The organism is Janthinobacterium kumbetense, assembly GCF_023703445.1.
GTDB classification, from domain to species: domain Bacteria; phylum Pseudomonadota; class Gammaproteobacteria; order Burkholderiales; family Burkholderiaceae_D; genus Janthinobacterium; species Janthinobacterium kumbetense.
This window is the reverse complement of sequence record NZ_JAMQGR010000002.1, coordinates 199,611-219,841: the sequence shown is the minus strand read 5'-3', so window position 1 is coordinate 219,841 and position 20,231 is coordinate 199,611. Positions and strand designations below refer to the sequence as shown.

Sequence of the window (20,231 nt, the reverse complement as noted above, 5' to 3'; positions counted from 1 at the left end):
TTTTAATAAAAATTCTAGGGGTAAATCTGGTGGTTGAGAAAGATAACTGGTTGTTGGCTGGCGCGAAGCAGGATGGCGTCAGCATTACCAAGGAATGGAAGCCGGCAACGCCTTCCTTGATCGATGGCGTGATCTTTCAGGAAATCAAGCCTGTCTTGACGGCGTACGGCAGCCTGACCGAAATTTTCCGCACCGAATGGGTGCCCGATGCGGCACAGATAGGCCAGATATTCGCCTCGACCCTGGAGCCGGGCGGACTGAGCGCCTGGCATGCGCATGCCATCACGACGGACCGCCTGTTCGTGGCGGCGGGCCAGATGCGCGTGGTGCTGTACGACGCGCGCGAGGAGTCGCCCACCTTTGGCATGCTCAACGAATTCAAGCTGGGCACCAGGCGTCCCGGCCTGCTCGTCGTGCCGCCGCGCGTCTGGCATGGCGTGCAAAATTACTGCAGCACTCTTGCCATCCTCGTCAATGCGGTGGACCATGCGTATCGCTATGATGCGCCGGACCACTGGCGCGTGCCGGCCGATTCGGACACGGTGCCCTATCGTTTCTCCAACGACAGGCATGGCTGAGATGCCCGGCCCGGCTGAACGATGCGCCTGAACCGTCTCGCGGGTTTTTCAGCCGGCCCCATCTTGTCGCTGCTGTGCGGCCTGGCCACCGTGCCTGCCGTGGCCTGGCTGTTTCCGCCTGCCGACATCGGCAAGCTGGATTTCTTCATGACCGCATGCACGGTGGCCGGTTTGCTGCTGTCACTGGGGCTGGATAAGGCTTTCCTGCATGAATACCATTACAGCACCGCGCGTAGCGGCTTGCTGAAAGCGTGCCTGCTGCCGGCCGTGCTGCTCGCGCCCGTGGCGCTGGCCGTGATACTCGTGTTTGCCGCGCCCGTAGCGCAACTGTTATTTGATGTGGCGCAACCTGCACTGGCTGTCCTGTTCGCCGCCGGCATGCTGAGCGCTCTGGCCAATCGCCTGATCGCGCAGCTGTTCCGCATGCAGGAGCGCGCCTGGGTATTCAGCCTGGCGCAGGTATTGCCGAAAATGTCGCTGCTGTTGCTGCTGCCTGTCCTGTGGTGGGATCCGCAGCGCAATTTCGTGCACCTGGCAAGCCTGGTCGTGGCCACCACCTGGCTGGTCACGCTATGGCTGTTGTGGCATGCGCGCGTATCGCTGGCGCAAGCCTGGAACACCGCCGTGGACCGGGTGCTGCTGCGGCGCCTGCTTTCCGAGGCTGCGCCCCTGCTGGTGAGCGGGATTTTTTATATGTTCATGTTGTCGGCTGGCATGGGTTTGCTGCGTTTCTTTGCCAGCTTTGACGAACTCGGCATTTATGCGCTGGCCACGCGCGTGGCCGCCGGCGCCTGGCTGGTGCAATCGATTTTTACGATTGTCTGGATACCGCAAGTACACAAGTGGGCCGCGGCCGGCGGCGGCCTGTCGAATATTGCGGCCATTTGCCGCCATGCGCAGGCCATCGTGGTGGTGGGCTTTTGCCTGGCGGGCGCCCTGGCCTGGCTGATCGGCTGGGTCTTGCCTCCCAACTATCATGGCGTCGCGTACATGGCGGTGGCCACGGTTGGCCAGCCGCTGCTGTATGCCCTGGCGGAAGTGACCGGCGTCGGCATCAATCTGGCCCGCCGTCCGGCATTTTCCATCGCCGCCTTTGCGGCCGGCTTGCTGGGCACCTTGCTGGTGGGCGCCGTGCTGGTGCCGCGCCATGGCGCCACGGGCGCCGCCGTGTCTCAACTGCTGGGCTTCCTCGTGTATTTCGTCGTCAAGACGGAGCTGGGCATGCGCGTCTGGCGTCCGTTGCCGCGCCGTTCGCTGTACCTGAGCACCGTCCTGCTGTCGCTGCTGGCGGCGGGCCACGCGTTTTTTGCCCAGCGCCTGGGGGTGCTTGCTCCGCTGGCGTGGGGCGTGCTGCTCGCTGCCGCACTGCACGTCTACCGGCCTTCGCTGTGGGCCGCGTTCAGGCTGTTCAGGCCCGTCCGGCAGCAGGGCTGAGGGCGTTTGCTGCCCGTCGCCGTATTGCGTTTTCCTCGTCACTCGGCGTACAATGAGAATAATTCTCATTTATAATCCGATGCGCCTGTTCTTGCCGGCCGTTGGCGACAGGAAGGGTATCGTGAGCACCGCCGAGTTAGCGCTTCAGCAGCAAGTCAGCAGTCTGTACACCGACCACCATCACTGGCTGCGTGGCTTGCTGCGCCGTAAACTCGGCAATGCCTTCGATGCGGCCGACCTGGCGCACGATGTGTACCTGCACCTGATGAAGACGGGGCGCATGCCGCCGGCCGGGGAGTCGCGCCGTCACCTGACGCAGATCGCCAACGGCATGGTCATCGACCTGTACCGCCGTCGCCAGATCGAGGCCGCCTACCTGGAAGTGCTGGCCCTGGTGCCCGAGGCGCTGGCGCCGTCCGAGGAAGAGCGCGCGCTGGTGATCGAGGCGCTGACGGAAATCGATGCGGTGCTGCACCAGTTGCCCGCCAAGGCGCGCAAGGCCCTGTTGCTGTGCAAACTCGATGGCCTCAGCTATCGCGACATCGCCGCCGAATTGCAGGTGTCCGTCTCGTCCGTCGAAAAATACATCGCCGCCGGTTTGCTGGCCTGCTACCAGGCCATGCACGCGCCGGACGCCTGAGCCATGGAGGTGGTGATCGCGCCCGCCGTCGTGCAGCAGGCTGCCCAGTGGATGGCGCGCCTGTGGTCCGATGACGCCAGCGACGAAGACCGGGCTGCCTGTGCCCGCTGGTGCGCGGCCCATCCGCATCACGCCATCGCCTGGCAGCGTTTGCAAGCGTTCGAGGGCAAACTGCACAGCGTGCCGCGCGATGCGGCCCGGCACGCGCTGCGCGAACCGGCGCCCGCCGCCTACCTGAACCGCCGCCGTGCCCTGAAGCTGCTGGCCGTGCTGCTGCCCGTGGGCGGCATGGCGTACATGCTGCGCGGCACGGATGCCTGGCAAGTGGCCACGGCCGGCCACGGCACGGCCACGGGCGAGGTCCGCGAGATTACCTTGCCTGACGGCACGCGCGTGATGCTGGCCTCGGCGTCCGCCATCGACGTGCGCTTCGACGCCAGCGAGCGCTTGCTGATCCTGCGCAGCGGCGAAATCCTCGTCACCACGGCGCACGATCCCGACCCGGCGCAGCGGCCTTTCCGCGTGCAGGGCCGCCACGGCACGGTGCAGGCGCTGGGCACGCGTTTTACTTTACGGCAAGACGAACACACGTCGCGCGTGGCCGTCTTCGAGGGCGCCGTCGAAATACGCCTCGCGCATGCGCCCGGCCACGCCGTGGGCATCGCCACGGGCTACGGCGCCATCTTCTCGGCAGACATCGTGCAATCGGCCGCCCCCGTGCCGGCCAGCGCGGCGGCCTGGACGAAGGGCGTGCTGGTGGCCGACAACATGCGCCTGGACGACTTGCTGGCGGAACTGGCCCGCTATCGCCCCGGCCTGCTGCGCTGCGACCCGGCCGTGGCCAGCTTGAGCGTCAATGGCGTGTTTTCCCTGCGCGACACGGACCGCGCGCTGCATAACCTGGCGCTGGCCTTGCCCGTGCAAATCCTCGCGCGCACGCGCTACTGGGTGACGGTGCAAGCCATACCCCAGGCCGCTGCCTGACAATTTTCCGGGCCCGATTGAGGGTTTTGCATTCTCGTTCGGGATATAGGGTGAGAGCCACCCTTATTCATTGACCTTATGCACGTTTTTTCCCGTTTTTCCCATGCGTAGCCAACGCCGCCAGCCCGGCCCGATCAGCCGGATACTGCACCCCATCCGCGGACGCCTGATCGCCGCCGCCGTGCTGGCCGGCACGGGATCCATGCTCACCCTGGTGCCGCTGGCGGGCATCGCACGGCTGGCGCACATCGCCCTGGACCCTGCGCTGGCGCACGGCGAGGTGTGGCCGGTCATCATCGCCAGCGTCGCCTGCCTGTTCCTCGGCATGGCCCTGATGTCGCTAGGCGAACTGGCCGCACACCTGGCCGACAACCACCTCACGCATCGATTGCGCCTGCAAGCCATGCAGCGCCTGGGACAGGTGCCGCTGGGCTGGTTCACCAGCCGGGCCTCGGGCGAGGTCAAGCAGGCGATGCAGGACGACATCAATACCCTGCACAGCCTCACGGCGCACTTTTATACGACGACGGGGCGCGCCGTGGGCGCCATCGCCATTTCCGTCATCTACCTGTTCGCCATGGACTGGCGCCTGGCCCTCATCGCCATCCTGCCATTTCCCGGCTTCTTCCTGTTCTTCGGCCGCGCCATGAAAGCCAGCAGCGGCAACATGGAACAATTCGTCGCCGGCATGGGGCGCATCAACAATGCCGTGGTGGAATTCGTCAACGGCATTCCCGTGGTCAAGGCGTTTGGCGCCACGGGACGCGCGCACGGCAGCTACCGCACGGCCGTCGATGCGTTTGCGGAGGCGTTTGCCGCGTTTACCCGTCCGCTGGTCGGCTCGATGGCGAATGCCAACGCGCTGATCGCGCCCGTCGCCGTGCTGGGCGTGGTGGTGCTTGCCGGTACGGCCTTCGTGGCCCTGGGCTGGATGGCGCCCGTCGATATCCTGCCGTTCGCCCTCGTGGCGCCCGGCATTTCCGCGCCCATGCTGCTACTGCATTACCTGACGCATGACCTCAACAACGCCACGGGAGCGGCCCAGCGCGTGCAAGCCTTGCTCGATACGCCCGTGCTGGCGCAGCCGGCGCCGGATGAGCAGCAGTTGCCCGACGGCACGGAGATCCGCCTGGAAGGCGTCAGTTATGCCTACGATGGGCACAACAAGGTGTTGTCGGATATCACGCTGACTTTGCAGCCCGGCACGGTGACGGCCATCGTCGGCGCTTCCGGTTCCGGCAAATCGACCCTGGCGCGGCTGCTGCTGCGCTTTTTCGACCCGACCGAGGGGCGCATCACCCTGGGCGGCGTCGACCTGCGGCACATCGCCACGCCCGAGTTGTACCGGCGCATCGGTTTCGTGCTGCAGGAAGTGCGCCTGATCCACGCCAGCGTGCGCGAGAACATCGCGCTGGGCCGGCCATCGGCCAGCATGCAAGAGATCGAACAGGCGGCGCGCCTGGCAAATATCCATGAACGCCTCCTGGCCTTGCCGCGCGGCTACGATTCCGTCATCGGCGAAGATGCGCAATTGTCCGGCGGCGAGTTGCAGCGCGTAAGCATCGCGCGTGCCGTGCTGCTCGACCCGTCCGTGCTGGTGCTCGATGAAGCGACGGCCGCGGCCGATGCGGAAAACGAGGTGGCGATCCAGGACGCGCTGTCGCGCTTTGCCCGGGACCGCACCCTGCTCATCATTGCGCACCGGCTCGACACGGTGATGCATGCCGACAACATCGTCGTCGTCGAGAACGGCGCCATCGTCGAACAGGGCAGCCATGCCGGCTTGCTCGCCGACAAGGGCCGCTATGCGCAACTGTGGGCGCTGGGCGGCTATCAGGATTTCCAGGAAGACGCGGTGCTGCCATGCTGAAAACGTTTATTCAACTGCTGGGTGATGACGCGCCCGTGTTCCGCCGCTACTGTGCCATGGCGCTCGCGTATGGCGTGCTCAGCGGATTGACCATCACGGCGCTGGTGCTGGCCCTGGGCCGCCTGCTGGGCGGCGACGTGGGCGGCGCGGTCCTGTGGCTGCTGGTGCTGCTGGCCGGGCTGGTCGCCTGCTGGGCCTGGCGGCGCCAGGTGGAAAAGGCCGGCGTGCGCGTGGGAGTGACGGTGCTGCAAGGGGCGCGCCAGCGCCTGGGCGACCACGTGGCGCGCCTGCCCGTCGGCTGGTTCACGCCGGACAACACGGCAAAACTGGGCCACGTCATCACGCAAGGCATGATGAACGTGGCCCAGCTGCCCGCCCACGTGTTGACACCCGTCATCTGCGGCGCCGTCACGCCCGTCGTGATGGTCGTCGCGTTGTTCGCGCTGCACTGGCAGCTGGGTCTCATCGCGCTGCTGGCGCTGCCCCTGCTGGCCGGCGCCTTGCGGCTCACCGCGCACCTGGGCCAGCGCGCCGACGATGCCTATCACCACCATTTTGCCCAGACCAGCCAGCGCCTCGTTGAGTTTGCGCAAGCGCAATCCGTCTTGCGCGCATTCAATGGCAACGGGGATGGCGGCGGCACGCGTTTCCTGCAGCAAGCGATCGATGCGCAGCGCCACGCGGGCACGCGGCTCATTTACCTGTCGGCGCTGTCGTCCGTGCTCAACGCCTGGACCGTGCAAGCCATCTTTGCCGCCTTGCTGGCCGCCGCCGCGCTGTGGCTTGACAGCCTGGCGGGCGGTGCTGCCGGCGCGGGCGACGCCATCGCCGTCATCGTGGCCTTGCTGCTGGTGGTGCGCTTTGTCGACCCGCTGCAGGAAGTGGCCAGCTATGGCGAAGTGTTGCGCGGCGCGCGCGGTCCGCTCGACGCGGCGCGCGATATTTTCGCCGTGCAGCCGCTGCCGGAAGCAGACAAGCCGCAAGCGCCGCGCGATGGCGCCGTTGAATTGCGCGGCGTAGGTTTTCGCTATGCACAGGATCAGGCCGACGTCTTGACGAGCATCAACCTGCAGATTGCGCCGGGCAGCATGACGGCGCTGATCGGCGCGTCCGGCTCCGGCAAGACGACCCTGGTGCGCGTGATCGCGCGTTTCTTTGACGCCAGTGCAGGCGCGGTGCTGGTGGGCGGCGTCGATGTGCGCGATATGTCCAGCGAGCAATTGGCTGGCCAGATCAGCCAGATATTCCAGGACAGTTATCTGTTCCAGGGCAGCATCGGCGACAACATTCGCATCGGCAAGCCCGGCGCCACCGATGCCGAGGTGCGGGAAGCGGCATGCCAGGCGGGTGTGGCCGAGATCATCGCCCGCCTGCCGCAGGGACTCGATACCCTGGTCGGCGAGGGCGGCGCGCGCCTGTCCGGCGGCGAACGCCAGCGCATCGCGATTGCCCGCGCCCTGGTCAAGGATGCGCCGATTTTGCTGGTCGATGAGGCGACGGCCGCGCTTGACGCGGAAAACCAGGCCGCCATCGCCGAAGCGCTGGCGCGGCTGCGCGGCAAGCGCACGGTGATCGTCATCGCGCACCAGTTGTCGACGGTGGCCATGGCCGACCAGATCGTCGTGCTGGACGGTGGCGTGATCCGCGAGCAAGGCGCGCCAGCCACCTTGCGCGCGCAGCACGGCCTGTATGCGCATTTCCTGGCCCAGCGCCAGGCGGCCAAGGGCTGGCGCATCGCCGCGCCCGCCCGCCAGGCTGGCACGGAGTCCCGCATTTGACACGCGCGCGTCTGTTCTTTGTCTTCTTCCTGCTGTGCTGCGCGTCCTTGCTGGTGGGCGCCAGGCAGATGGAGTGGGCACAGCTGTTGTCCTCGTCCGACGCGCCGTCCGCCGATGCATGGCTGACCCTGACGGCCAGCCGGCTGCCCCGCCTGGCGGCGCTCGTGCTGACGGGCGTGGGCCTGTCCGTGTGCGGCGTCATCCTGCAGCACATCGTGCGCAACAAATTTGTTGAGCCGGCCACCTCGGGCGGGCTCGACGCGGCCAAGCTGGGCATTCTCGTGGCGCTCACCGTGGCGCCCGCGGCGGGCACGGCCGGCAAGATGGCGTTCGCGCTGGCCTTCTGCTTTGCCGCCAGCCTCGTGTATGTGGCCCTGATCCGCCGCATCCGCTTCAAGAACACGATACTCGTGCCCGTCATCGGCCTCGTGTATGGCGGCGTGCTGAGCGCCGTGGCCGAGTTTTATGCTTACCGCAACAACATCCTGCAAAGCATGCAGGGCTGGCTGCTGGGCGATTTCTCGAAGATCGTGCAGGGCAACTATGAAATTATTTATCTGATCCTGCCCATCGTTGCCCTCACGTATCTGTATGCGCAGCGCTTTACGGTGCTGGGCATGGGCGAGGGCATGGCTACCAGCCTGGGCTTGAACTATGGGAGCACGGTGGCGCTGGGTCTGATGCTGGTGGCCGTCACGGTGGCGGCCACGGTGATCACGGTGGGGGCGATCCCGTTTGTCGGGCTGGCCATCCCCAACCTGGTGGCCTTGCGCTACGGCGACAAGCTGGACCGCACCCTGCCCATTGTCGCGCTGGGCGGCGCGTCGCTGCTGCTCGCCTGCGACATCGCGGGGCGCTTGCTGATCTATCCATTCGAAGTGCCCATCGGCCTGACGGCAGGGGGTGTGGGGGGCGTGCTGTTCCTCATGTTGATCATCCGGGGGCGGCGATGAGGCGCCGTTTGAACCAGCGCATGCTCTGGCTGGCCGTGTTGGCCCTGGCGCTCGCTTTCCTTTTCATCGGCGCAAATCTGGATGTCGATTACGTCATTCCCAAGCGCATGTCGCGCCTGGCCGCCATCGTCATCGGCGGCGTTTGCGTGGCCGTCTCGTCGATTGTGTTCCAGACCATCGCCGGCAACCGCATCCTGACGCCGGCCGTCATGGGTTACGAAGCCGTGTATTTGCTGCTGCAATCGCTGCTGATCCTCGCGATGGGCATGCACAGCGTCGTGCTGCTGGGGCAGAACGGCAATTTTGTCGTGTCGATCGCGCTGATGCTCGCGTATTCCTGGGCCATCCACTATTGGCTGTTTCGTGATGGCAAGAACAACGTGTATTTCCTGTTGCTGCTGGGATTCGTGCTGACGATGGTGATTGGCACATTTACCCAGTTCATCCAGCTGCGCATCAGTCCCGGTGAATTTGCCATCTTGCAAGGATTCAGCCAGGCCTCGTTCAACAAGGCGCAGCCCGTGCAGTTGCTGTACTCGGCCGTGCTGGCGGGCGCCGCCTGCGTGGCCGTGCTGAAAACCTTGCCGGCGCTCGACGTGCTGGCGCTGGGGCGCGAACAGGCCATCTCGCTCGGTATCGATTACCGGCGCATGGTGCGGCTGCAGCTGGCGCTGATCGCCGTGCTGGTGGCGGTGTCGACGAGCTTGCTGGGACCGACGGCCTTCATGGGCATCTTTGTAGCGAACACGACTTACGCCCTGGCCCGCACGGCGCGCCATCGCGTCACCTTGCCGCTGGGCTGCGCCATCGCCATCGTCATCTTCCTGGCCGCCCAGTTGCTGGTCGAGCACGTTTTCAACTACCGGACCACGGTTGGCATCCTCGTCAACCTGGTGTGTGGCGCTTATTTCCTCGCGCTCATGGTCCGCACCCGAGGCACAGCATGATCCACGTCAAACAGATTGACAAAAGCTACGGCGAAAAGCGCGTACTGGCCAAGGTCAGCGCGCAGTTTCCCAGGGGAAAAGTGACGTCCTTGATCGGCCCGAACGGCGCCGGCAAGACGACCTTGCTGATGCTCATCGCGCGTCTGCAGGAAGCGCAAGGCGGCGAGATTATGATAGACGGGCGCAGCATTGCAGCCATCCAGATCCGGGACTATGCGCGACTCGTGGCCACCCTGCGCCAGTCGCCCGATTTTCACTTGCGCCTGACGGTGGAAGAGCTGGTCGCCTTCGGCCGCTTTCCCTACAGCCGAGGCGCGTTGACAGAGCAGGACCGGCAAGCCATCGATGACGCCATCGCCTTCCTGTCGCTGGAGCATCTGCGCCTGGCGTATGTCGATGAGCTGAGCGGCGGCCAGCGGCAGATGGCCTTCCTGGCCATGACGATCGCCCAGCAGACCGATATTCTGCTGCTCGACGAGCCGCTCAACAACCTCGACATGAAACACGCCGTGCAAATCATGCGCGCGCTGCGCCGCCTGTGCGACGAGCAGGGCCGCACGGTGATCCTGGTGATCCACGACATCAATTTCGCCGCCAATTATTCGGACCACATCGTCGCCATGCAGGGCGGCACCGTGCGCTTTTCCGGCCCCGCCCATGAGGTCGTCACCGAGGAACGCTTGCGCGCCCTGTACGACATCGATTTCCACATCGTGCGCGACGAGCGCGGCTGCGTCTGCAATTACTTCACCCCCACAGGAGCTTGACATGATCTGCAACAAACCCCGCTGCGCGCTGGCCGTGCTGTTCGCCGCCATGGCCGTCCTGCAAGGCTGCACCGACAAGGCAGCCACGACGCCGCCAGCGCCTGCCGCCTCCGCGCCACCGCAGGCGTTTGCGCCCATCACCATCGAGCACAAGCTGGGCACGACGGTGCTCACACATCGTCCGCAGAGGGTGGCCGTGCTCGACATGAACGAAGTCGATTTCCTCGACCAGCTGGGCGTGCCCGTGGCCGGCATGGTGAAGGATTACGTGCCGCACTTTCTTACCCGCTACAAGGAAGACCAGGGCATCCGCGACCTGGGCGCCATCGTGCAGCCGAATCTCGAGCATATCCATGCGCTTCGGCCCGACCTGATACTGATGACGTCGATCCAGGCCAACCACTACAAGGAACTGAGCCAGATCGCGCCCACGGTGCATTTCGACGTGGATTACCAGAACAGCGAGAGCAAGCACATCGAGGTGGTCAAGCAACACTTGCTGACACTGGGGCGCATCTTCGGCAAGGAAGACATTGCCAGCCGGAAAGCCGCGGAGCTCGATGCGAAGGTGTCGGATGCGCGCAAGGTGACGCAGGAGCGTCCCGAGAAGGCGCTGATCGTGCTGCACAACAACGGCGCCTTCAGCTCCTTCGGCGTGCGGTCGCGCTACGGTTTTGTTTTCGACGCGCTGGGCGTGAAACCTGCCAGTTCGGCCATCGAGGCGGGCTTGCATGGCCAGCCCATTTCCAGCGAGTTCATCCAGCAAGCCAATCCCGACATCATCTATGTGGTGGACCGCACGGCCGTAATGGAACACCGTCCCGTCATGACGGCCGAACAGATGGCCAATCCGCTGTTGCGCCAGACGAATGCGTGGAAGAACGGCCGCGTGGTCTTCGTCGATGCGGATGCCTGGTACATCACGGCGGCCAGCGTGACGTCGCTGAAACGGGTGATCGACGACGTGCTCAAGGGTTATCAGTGAGATAAATTATTTTCGTAATGAGTCGTATTTGCATTGAGGGTTTTGCCTTTTCGTTCGGGAGATAGGGTGAGAACAAGCAATCATCCCTTCTGAAAGGATTTACTTTATGACCCAACGCATGGCAACCCGCCATCTTCCCGCCTTGAACCTGAGTCGTATCGCCACCGCCGTGCAACTGGCGCTCATCACGGGCTTGACCGTGGGGGCGCTGGGCGTGGCGGCCCCGCCGGCCTATGCGCAAGCGGCGGCGGGCCAGGCCCGGCAAGCGTTCAGCGTGCCGGCCGGTACGTTGGGCCTGGCGCTCAACACTTTCGCGGCCGAGGCAGGCGTCGAATTGACGGTCGAGGCTAGCTTGCTGCAAGGCAAGAACAGCGCCGGCCTGTCCGGCAGCTACAGCGTACCCGAAGGCTTTTACGAATTGCTGCGCGGCCATGGCTTGCAAGCCGTGCGCGAGGGCAATGGCAGCTACACGGTGCGCCGCGAACCGGCGCACAGCGCCGCCGCCGAAGCCGCCGCCACCATGCCGGCCGTGACGGTGTGGGGCAAGGGCAACAGCGTGACGGATGCCTACGCAGGCGGACAAGTGGCATCCGGCGGCCGCGTGGGATTTCTTGGCGACAAGGATTTCATGGAAACGCCGTTCAACACCATCAGCTATACGGATAAATTCATCGAAGACCGGCAAGCGCGCGACATCACCGACGTGATTTCCGCCGCCGACCCTACCGTCTTCAGCAGCGGCATGACGGGCATCATCGGCGAGAATTATTCGATACGGGGCTTCAGCTCGAATATCGGCGACGTCGCGTTTGGCGGACTGTACGGCATTTCGCCGTACTACCGCACGTCGCCTGAAATGTTCGAGCGCATCGAGGTGCTGAAAGGGCCATCGGCCTTGCTCAACGGCATGCCACCGGGTGGTTCCGTGGGCGGCAGCATCAACCTCGTGCCCAAGCGCGCGGGCGATGCGCCGCTGGCGCGCGTGACGGCGTCGTACATGTCGGACTCGCAATGGGGCGGGCATATTGATCTGGGCCAACGTTTTGGCGAGAATCAGCAATTCGGCATCCGGGTCAACGGTGTCTACCGCGACGGCGACGGCGCCATCGACCACCAGAAAAAGAAGACCCGGCTCGTCTCGGTCGGGCTGGACTGGCGTGGCAATGGCGCGCGCCTGTCCGCCGACCTGTATCACAGCGAGGACCGCGCCGATGGCTTGAACCGGGGCGTCAACCTGGCCCCCGGCTTGCCCGTGCCGCGTCCGCCGAAAGCGGAAACCCTGCTCAATCCCAGCTGGGCGTTTTACGATACCAAGGACAAGGGCGCCATGCTGCGCGGCGAACTGGACTTGAACGCGCAAGTGATGGCGTATGCGGCCGTGGGCGCCAGCCGGGCCGACTACCAGTCGACGGGCGCCTACCTGATCCAGGTATTCAACACGGCCGGCGATTACCGCACCAACGTCGCCGACCTGGGCTTCGACGTGGAAAAACAGTCGGCGGAAGCGGGTTTGCGGGGCAAGTTGCGCACGGGCGATATCGGCCATCAATGGGCCGTCAACGCCACGTATTATCACCACACGGACAAACAGTATGGGCGCAGGAATACCCTGGCGAAAGACTGGATCACGAATATCTACCATCCCGTCTGGGGCCCGGCGACGCGCTTCGACGCGCCGCAAATTTCCAAGGCGGAACTGCGCCTGGCCAGCTTTGGCCTGGTCGATACACTTTCCTTTGCGCAAGACACCGTGCAGCTGACGGTGGGCTTGCGCCGTCAGGAAGTGCTCAGCGACAACTTCAACATCAAGACGGGCGCGCGCACCTCGCGCTATGACGAAAGCGCCACCACGCCCGCCGTCGCCCTGCTGGTCAAGGCGAGCAAAACGGTGTCCCTGTACGGCAACTACATCGAAGGCTTGAGCCAGGGCGCCACGGCGCCGTTGACGGCCGCCAACTCGGGCGAGGTCTTTGCTCCATACAAATCGAAGCAGGCGGAGCTTGGCGTCAAGGTCGACCTGGGCGAGTTCGCGCATACGGTCAGCGTGTATGAAATCAAGCGGCCCAGCAGCTATGTCGACCCGGTCAGCAATATCTTTTCCTTTGGCGGAGAACAACGCAACCGCGGCATCGATTGGGGCTTCTTCGGCTCGCCCCTGCGCGACGTGCGCCTGATGGGCGGCGTGGCGTATGTCGACCCGGTCTTGAGCAAGACCATGGGCGGCGCCAACCAGGGCAAGCAGGCGACGGGCGTGCCCAAGCTGCAAGCCAAGCTGGGCGTCGAGTGGGATACGCCCGCCATCCCTGGCGTGACCCTGACGGCGAACGCGACGGCGGCATCGAAGCAATATATCAATGCCGACAATTCGATGTCCGTACCGGGCCGCACCGTGTTTGACCTGGGCGCCCGCTATGCGACGAAGGCGGCGGGTCGGCCCCTGACGGTGCGCGCCAGCGTGACGAACGTCGGCAACAGGGCGTACTGGGCGCTGCCGCAATGGACCAGCCTGGGCCTGGGCGCGCCGCGCACGGTCATGTTGTCGGCCACGACGGAGTTTTAAGCCGTCTAGCCGCTAGTCGTCCGGGCCCCGCGCCAGGCTGCTTGAACGTTGCCACGTCCACATCAGGCCGATGCCGGCCGAGGTGCCGCTGTTCTGGCGCAGCAGGGGACTGGCGCGGTTGGCGGCGCCTGTGTAAGTGTCGTAGCGTACAAAGGCAAAGGCGCGCCAGTCCCGCTGCAGCCGGTACGAACCGCCCAGGCCCAGCCGCGTGAGCATCAGCCCGCTTTTTGCCGCATACGCGGGGCGCTGGCCGGTGGCAAATGCGGGGCTGACGCTATACAAGTAATCGTTGATGGTGGCATTGCCCAGCACGGCGCCGACGCTGGCATCGACGTGCCAGGCCTGCTGCCCGTCTTGCAGCGCGTAGACGAGGCGCGGCTCGAAGGTGGTGCCTTGGCGGCGCAGGCCGCCGCGCGCTTCGATGACGGCGCGCAAGGGCAGCTCCAGCCCCAGGCGGCTGTGCTGCGTCGGCTCGGCCAGCCTGATTTTCAGGCGCGGGCCAAATTCCACCAGGGTACCCAGGTCCGGCATGCCGCGCCGGGCCGGCACGTCGCTGGACCTGGCCGGCAAGGACAGGGCAAAACCGATATCGAAATCGAATCGCTCCGTATTGAACAGGCGCGCGCCCACGCCGGAGCGGTCGGCGCGCAAGACTTTCCCGCGATAAATCAGATAGGGCAGGGCCAGGCTGCGCATCGAGCGTTCGCTGGCGCCCGGATAGGCGGGAGTGACGGCCGTGCCGCCCAATACGCCCGCTTCCCATAAGGGCAGCGGTGCTTCGACGGCGCGCGCCGGCGCCATGGTGGCGCAGAGGGTGGAGGCGGCCAGCAAGGTGCGTGCGATATTCATCGAGCAACTCCGCAAGGTTTGCCCGCCGGCAGCGATTCCAGGTCGGCAAAGGCGCCCAGTGCCCACGATTGATGAAACCCCAGTTCATTGCGCACGGCCAAGGCTTCCGTCGCCTTGCCCTCGCGTTCATACAGGTCGATCAGCGCCTTGTAGTCGAGGGCGCTCGATTGTTTGCTGCGTTTCGCCAGCGCGATGGCCTGGCGGAAATGAAATTCGGCCGCATCGTAGCGGCAGGCCCCGCTGGCGGCGCGTCCCGCCTGGTGGTGCAGCCGTGCTTGCCAAGCGAGATCGCCGTGGCCCAGTTCGACGTTCCCGACGGCGTCCGCGTAGTTGCGCATGGCTTGTGTCCAGTCCCCCTGGCTGGCCGCTTCACGCCCCCATTGTTCCTGTTGCGCCGCCGTGCGCAGTTCGATTTGCGTGGCGCAGGCATTGAGCGCCATCAAGACGAACGGCAGGAGGAGGCAAGACCGGATGGGCGGCAGTGTGGACATGGCGCCACTGTAGCGCAAGGGAAGGCGCGCACGTTTGCGCGATACACATGAATTCGGGATTTGCCCTGGCATGGATGACATATAATTTGCACACGACTTTGTTATTTTTGACAGTACACCTCACGGGAGCACCATGTTTTCACGCAAATTCCATTCTTGTGCACAGCTGATGCTGGCTACCATGCTGATGGGCTTTATCGCCGCTTCCCCCGCGCGCGCGCAGCAGGCGGCCGTCAAATTGCCGAATGTGGTGATCCTGGCCACGGGCGGCACCATCGCCGGCAGCGGCGCCGACAGCACCACCACCGTCGGCTACACCTCGGCCACCGTGGGTGTCGAGCGCCTGATCGCGGCCGTGCCGGAATTGAAAAAAGTGGCGAACGTGAAAGGCGAGCAAGTGTTCCAGATCGCCAGCGAAAGCATGGGCAATAGCCACTGGCTGGCCCTGGCCAAGCGCATCAACGTGCTGCTGGCCTCGAGCGATGTCGATGGCGTGGTCGTCACGCACGGCACCGACACCATCGAGGAAACGGCGTATTTCCTGAACCTGACCGTGAAGAGCCATAAACCGGTGGTGGTGGTGGGCGCCATGCGTCCGTCGACGGCCATCTCGGCTGACGGCCCCATCAATCTGTACAACGCCGTGATGCTGGCGGGCAGCAAGGAAGCCGTGGGCAAGGGCGTCTTGGTGGCCTTGAACGACCAGATCAACGCCGCGCGCGAAGTGACCAAAACCAACACCTCGACCACCGACACCTTCAAGTCGCCGGAACTGGGCATGCTCGGCTACATCCAGGGCAGCAAGGCTTTCTTCTACCGCCAGTCGACGCGCAAGCACACGCTGGAATCGGAATTTGATATCAGCAAGCTCGATGCCTTGCCGCAAGTGGACATCGTCTACGGCTACGCCAACATGAACCGCGTCGGCATGGACGCCTTCATCGCCGCCGGCGCCAAGGGCATCATCCACGCGGGCGTGGGCGACGGCAGCGTGGCCGCGCAAATGAAGCCGGCCCTGGTGGAAGCGCGCCAGAAGGGCGTGCTGATCGTGCGTTCGAGCCGCGTTGGCCAGGGCATTGTGGCGCGCAATGGCGAAGCCAACGACGATGAACTCGACAGTGTCGTATCCGACACCCTGAACCCGCAAAAAGCCCGCATCCTGCTGATGCTGGCCTTGACCAAAACCAATAGTACGCAAGAAATCCAGCGTATTTTCTACACGTATTGATCGCCGTCACGCCGGCCCGGCCACTGCGGCTGGGCTTGGCGGATTTACGCTTGCCCGCTTTGCTGCCATACTTCGTTTTTGAATAACTTCCTGGCTGAAGCAGCAACACTGTTCCTTCTCCCCTGTCCATGGCTATCCTGTCCGACATCATCCTGTATCCGATCAAATCGTGCGCCGGCATCCATTTGCGTGAGGCGGTCCTGACGCGCTCAGGGCTGATGAGCGAACACGTGTTCGACCGCGAATGGATGGTGGTGGACGAGCACGGCCGCTTCCTGACGCAGCGCGAACATCCGCGCATGGCGCTGATCGTGCCGTCCATCAAGGCCACCACCCTGGAATTGCGCGCGCCGGGCATGTTGCGGCTGGAAATCGAGCTGGGCTTGCCGCATCCGCAACTGGCGCCCATGCTGGACGTGCAAGTGTGGGACGATACCGTGCGCGCCTACGATTGCGACGACGTCACGGCCACCTGGTTTACCAACGCCATCGGCGTGCCGTGCCGCCTCGTGCGCTTTCACCCGGACGTGGTGCGCGCCACCAGCACGAAGTGGACGGATGGCGTGGCCGCCTCGACCATGTTTGCCGATGGCTATCCGGTGCTGATCGCCGGCAGCGCCTCGCTAGCCGATGTCAATGACAAGCTGCGTGCCGCCGGCCGCGAGGCCTTGCCGATGAACCGTTTCCGTCCCAACCTCGTCATCGGCGATATCGGCGCCTTCGAGGAAGACTACGCCGACTTCCTGCAATTCGGCGCGACCGTGTTAAAACCCGTCAAGCCGTGCTCGCGCTGCCCGATTCCGTCGGTGGACCAGGCCACGGGCGTGCCCGGACCGGACCCGCTCGACGTCATGCATGGCTACCGCGCCAAGCCCGAGCTTGACGGCGCCATCTGCTTCGGCATGAACGCCATCGTCACCGAAGGCGGCGATGAGCGTATCGTAGTGGGGCAGGACATCGGTTTCGAACTGGCATTTTAAGCATGGCGCCCGCACAGAAGGGTTTAAGGTTTCTATGAATCAAGCAATACCGCCGGACCCGCGCATTGCCAGCCTCGAAGCCGAAAACCAGGCCTTGCGGGCGCGCATGGCTTTCCTGTTGGAACAGGTCGAGCGCAACCACGACATCATGTGCCGCCACCAGGCGTTTGATCTGGAAATCGTCGGCGCGTCCACGTTTCCCGAACTGATCGGCACCATTTTCCGCACCTTGCCCGTGATTTCCGACCTCGACGGCGTCACTTTGAGCCTGCTCGACGAGGATGACGATATCGTGCTGGTGATGGAAAAGCTGGGCGTCGATTTCAGCGCCTTCCCGCAGTTGCTGTTCGTACATGCCGTGGCGGAGCTGGGTTTTGCCCCGTCGGCGCCCGTGGCCGAGGGCGAAGCGGCCTTGCCGCCGCTGCCGCTGCTGGGCGCCTTCGATGCCGCCGTGCATGGCCCGCGTTTCCCGGGCATCGACTCGCCCCTGCGCAGCGTGGCGCTGGTGCCCTTGCTGCGCAACAAGCGCCTGATCGGCAGCCTGAACCTGGCCAGCAGCGACGTGACGCGCTTTACGCCCGTGCTGGGCACGGATTTCATCAAGCACATGGCTTCCATCATCGCCATTTGCCTGGAAAACGTGATCAGCAATGAAATGCTGAAATACATCGGCTTGACCGATTCCTTGACGGGCGTCTACAACCGCCGTTATATCGACCGCCGGCTGCTGGAAGAAATCGCCCGCGCGCGGCGCCAGAATTATTGCATTTCATGCATGTATATCGATATCGACCATTTCAAGCTGGTCAATGACACCTATGGCCACCAGGGCGGCGATGAAGTGCTGCGCGAAGTGGCCACGCGCATCCGCACGGAATTGCGGCGCTCCGATGCGCTGGGCCGCTTCGGCGGCGAGGAATTCGTCGTGCTGCTGATCGACGCTGACCTCGACAGTGCGACGTTCGTTGCCGAACGCATCCGCGCCAGCATCGCCGGCACCATGTTCGACTTGCCGGGCAGCGCGCAAGCGTGGGTCAGCGTCTCGATCGGCGTGGCCAGCCTGGAAGCGGACGCGGCGCTGCTGCCGATCGAAACGGTGGCGCAGCAACTGGTGGCGCACGCCGACCAGGCCCTGTACCAGGCCAAGGCCGATGGCCGCAACAAGGTCATCAGCTGGCAGGCACCGTCCGAATAGTTATTTTAATAGTAATGTTTCCGCTTTGGCCACGGCGTCGGCCGTGCCGCGCAGCACCACCACGTCGCCGCTGGCCAGCTGCGTCTCGGGGGTGACGTCGAGGCGGCCGCGGCCGCGGCGGATGGCCGTGACAAACGCGCCGCAGCCGGCCACGTCGATCGCACTCAAGGGCAAGTCCACGCAGTGCGCGCCGTCGCTGACGGTGACCGTATGCAGGCGTTCCAGCTCGGCATCGTCGCCCGCATCGCTGGAACCGTGGAAATAGCCGCGCAGCGAGGCATAACGCTCCTCGCGCGCGGCCTGCACCCGGTGCACCACGCGGCGCAGGGGCACGCCCATCATGATCAGCGCGTGCGAAGCGAGCATCAGGCTGCCTTCCATCAATTCCGGCACCACTTCGGCCGCGCCCGCCTTCTTCAGCTGGTCGAGGTCGGTATCGTCGTGGCTGCGCACGATGACGGGCAAGGTGGGCGCCATTTCGTTGAGTAAATGCAATAATTTCAGTGCCGAAGGCGTGTTGGCGTACGTGATCACCACGGCGCTGGCCCGGTAGATACCGGCCGCTACCAGGCTTTCGCGCCGGCCCGCGTCGCCGTACGACACGTGGGCGCCGGCCAGCTGCGCTTCCTGCACCCGTTCCGGGTCCAGGTCCAGCGCGTGGTATTCGATCTTTTCTTCCGCCAGCAGGGTTGCCAGGCTTTGCCCGCTGCGTCCGAAGCCGGCAATCAGCACGTGTTTCTGCGACGCCATGGTGCGCGTGGCGATCTTCGTCAGCGCCAAGGATTGCATCATCCAGTCGTTGGCCGCCAGTTTCATGACGATGGCGTCGGACTTGGCGATGAGGAAGGGCGCCGCCAGCATCGACAGCACCATCGACGCCAGCACCACCTGCACGACGAACGGGTCCATCAGCTTGATGCCGCCGGCCAGGTTCAGCAGTACGAAGCCGAATTCGCCCGCCTGCGCCAGGCCCAGCCCCGTGCGCAAGGCAACGCCGTTGCTGGAGCCGAACAGCCGGGCCAGGCCCGCGATCAGGGCGAATTTCAGCAGCACGGGGCCGCACAGCAAGAGCAGCACGAGCCACCAGTTCTCAAACACCACGCGGATATTGAGCAGCATGCCGACGGTGATGAAGAACAGGCCCAGCAGCACGTCGCGGAAAGGCTTGATATCCTCTTCCACCTGGTGCTTGAATTCCGTCTCGGAAATGAGCATGCCGGCAACAAAGGCCCCCAGGGCCAGCGACAATCCTGCCCGTTCCGTGATCCACGCCGCCCCCAGGGTAATCAGCAGCAGGTTGAGCATGAACAACTCTTGCGAGCGGCGCTTGGCGACGATGGTCAACCAGCCGCGTACCATCTTCTGGCCGATGAACAGCAGCAAAATGAGCACCACGAGGGCCTTGCCGCCGGCCCAGGCCAGTGTTTCGGCCAGGTTGTCCGAATCGCGGGTGAGGGCGGGAATCAGGATCAGCAGGGGCACGACGGCCAAGTCCTGGAACAGCAGGATGCCGATGATCTTGCGGCCGTGTTCGCTTTCCAGTTCCAGCCGCTCCGTGAGCATTTTCGAGACGATGGCCGTCGACGACATGGCCAGCGCGCCGCCCAGGGCGAAGGCGGCTTGCCAGCTCAGGTGGATGTAGGCGGACAGGTAGCGGGCGACAAACCAGCCGAAGACGACGGTGGCGATGATGGTGGTGACCACCTGCGCCATGCCGAGGCCGAAGACGATGCGCCGCATGGCGAGGAACTTGGGAAGAGAAAATTCGAGCCCGATGGAAAACATCAGGAAGACGACGCCGAACTCGGCCAAGGTGTGGCTGGCCTCGTTTTCCGCCGCCAGGCCCAGCGCGTGGGGGCCGATGACGATGCCGACGGCCAGGTAGCCCAGCATGGGCGGCAAATGCAACATTCTGAAAGCGACCACGCCCAGCACGGCGCTGCCGAGTAACATCAGGGTCAGTTCAAGCGAGGAAAACATGGGTTGCCCGGT

General features: G+C 64.6%; 17 protein-coding genes. 14 read left to right on the top strand and 3 right to left on the bottom strand.

Annotated elements, in window-relative coordinates:
- The first annotated feature begins 29 nt into the window (after window positions 1-29).
- From NCG91_RS08370 to NCG91_RS08320, 11 genes are all read left to right on the top strand, one after another.
- Window positions 30-578 (top strand): dTDP-4-dehydrorhamnose 3,5-epimerase family protein, encoded by a 549-nt coding sequence (locus NCG91_RS08370; protein WP_251349366.1) that lies wholly within the window; start codon window positions 30-32, stop codon window positions 576-578.
- 21 nt (window positions 579-599) lie between these two features.
- Window positions 600-2,012 (top strand): lipopolysaccharide biosynthesis protein, encoded by a 1,413-nt coding sequence (locus NCG91_RS08365; protein ID WP_251349365.1) that lies wholly within the window; start codon window positions 600-602, stop codon window positions 2,010-2,012.
- Between the two features lie 121 nt (window positions 2,013-2,133).
- Window positions 2,134-2,652, top strand: a complete 519-nt coding sequence (locus tag NCG91_RS08360; RefSeq protein WP_251349364.1) for a sigma-70 family RNA polymerase sigma factor — start codon at window positions 2,134-2,136, stop codon at window positions 2,650-2,652.
- A 3-nt stretch (window positions 2,653-2,655) separates the two neighbouring features.
- On the top strand, window positions 2,656-3,636 hold the full coding sequence (locus NCG91_RS08355) for a FecR domain-containing protein (protein WP_099665705.1): 981 nt from the start codon (window positions 2,656-2,658) through the stop codon (window positions 3,634-3,636).
- Between the two features lie 103 nt (window positions 3,637-3,739).
- On the top strand, window positions 3,740-5,506 hold the full coding sequence (locus NCG91_RS08350) for an ABC transporter ATP-binding protein (RefSeq protein ID WP_251349363.1): 1,767 nt from the start codon (window positions 3,740-3,742) through the stop codon (window positions 5,504-5,506).
- Entirely contained in the window at window positions 5,500-7,284 is a 1,785-nt protein-coding gene (locus NCG91_RS08345) for an ABC transporter ATP-binding protein (protein WP_251349362.1), read from the top strand. The genes NCG91_RS08350 and NCG91_RS08345 overlap by 7 nt, the downstream gene beginning before the upstream one ends.
- Window positions 7,281-8,237 carry an ABC transporter permease gene (locus tag NCG91_RS08340; RefSeq protein WP_251349361.1) on the top strand — a complete coding sequence of 319 codons (957 nt, stop codon included), beginning with the start codon at window positions 7,281-7,283 and terminating at the stop codon, window positions 8,235-8,237. The genes NCG91_RS08345 and NCG91_RS08340 overlap by 4 nt, the downstream gene beginning before the upstream one ends.
- A complete protein-coding gene (locus tag NCG91_RS08335; protein WP_251349360.1) occupies window positions 8,234-9,184 on the top strand; it encodes an iron chelate uptake ABC transporter family permease subunit in 951 nt (316 codons plus the stop codon). The genes NCG91_RS08340 and NCG91_RS08335 overlap by 4 nt, the downstream gene beginning before the upstream one ends.
- Window positions 9,181-9,951, top strand: a complete 771-nt coding sequence (locus tag NCG91_RS08330) for an iron ABC transporter ATP-binding protein (protein ID WP_251349359.1) — start codon at window positions 9,181-9,183, stop codon at window positions 9,949-9,951. The genes NCG91_RS08335 and NCG91_RS08330 overlap by 4 nt, the downstream gene beginning before the upstream one ends.
- Window position 9,952: 1 nt before the next feature.
- On the top strand, window positions 9,953-10,936 hold the full coding sequence (locus tag NCG91_RS08325) for a siderophore ABC transporter substrate-binding protein (RefSeq protein WP_251349358.1): 984 nt from the start codon (window positions 9,953-9,955) through the stop codon (window positions 10,934-10,936).
- Window positions 10,937-11,042: 106 nt separating this feature from the next.
- Entirely contained in the window at window positions 11,043-13,496 is a 2,454-nt protein-coding gene (locus tag NCG91_RS08320) for a TonB-dependent receptor (protein WP_251349357.1), read from the top strand.
- 12 nt (window positions 13,497-13,508) lie between these two features.
- Here NCG91_RS08320 and NCG91_RS08315 read toward each other — a convergent pair whose 3' ends face one another.
- Both NCG91_RS08315 and NCG91_RS08310 read right to left on the bottom strand, forming a co-directional pair.
- Window positions 13,509-14,345: a MipA/OmpV family protein gene (locus tag NCG91_RS08315; RefSeq protein ID WP_251349356.1), complete on the bottom strand. Its 837-nt coding sequence runs from the start codon at window positions 14,343-14,345 to the stop codon at window positions 13,509-13,511.
- Complete coding sequence (locus NCG91_RS08310) at window positions 14,342-14,836, bottom strand: hypothetical protein (protein WP_251349355.1); 495 nt, start codon at window positions 14,834-14,836, stop codon at window positions 14,342-14,344. The genes NCG91_RS08315 and NCG91_RS08310 overlap by 4 nt, the downstream gene beginning before the upstream one ends.
- Window positions 14,837-14,969: 133 nt before the next feature.
- Here NCG91_RS08310 and NCG91_RS08305 point away from each other — a divergent pair, with 133 nt between their 5' ends.
- The 3 genes from NCG91_RS08305 to NCG91_RS08295 all read left to right on the top strand — a co-directional run bounded on the left by NCG91_RS08305 (window position 14,970) and on the right by NCG91_RS08295 (window position 18,239).
- The gene (locus tag NCG91_RS08305; RefSeq protein WP_099665695.1) at window positions 14,970-16,064 is read left to right on the top strand and encodes a type II asparaginase; all 1,095 of its coding nucleotides are present in this window, start codon (window positions 14,970-14,972) and stop codon (window positions 16,062-16,064) included.
- A 128-nt stretch (window positions 16,065-16,192) separates the two neighbouring features.
- Window positions 16,193-17,044: an MOSC domain-containing protein gene (locus NCG91_RS08300; RefSeq protein ID WP_251349354.1), complete on the top strand. Its 852-nt coding sequence runs from the start codon at window positions 16,193-16,195 to the stop codon at window positions 17,042-17,044.
- Between the two features lie 34 nt (window positions 17,045-17,078).
- Window positions 17,079-18,239 carry a GGDEF domain-containing protein gene (locus NCG91_RS08295; RefSeq protein ID WP_077398937.1) on the top strand — a complete coding sequence of 387 codons (1,161 nt, stop codon included), beginning with the start codon at window positions 17,079-17,081 and terminating at the stop codon, window positions 18,237-18,239.
- Here the strand turns inward: NCG91_RS08295 and NCG91_RS08290 are convergent, their stop codons facing one another.
- Window positions 18,240-20,219, bottom strand: a complete 1,980-nt coding sequence (locus NCG91_RS08290; protein WP_251349353.1) for a monovalent cation:proton antiporter family protein — start codon at window positions 20,217-20,219, stop codon at window positions 18,240-18,242. It lies immediately after the preceding gene.
- Between the last annotated feature and the right edge of the window lie 12 nt (window positions 20,220-20,231).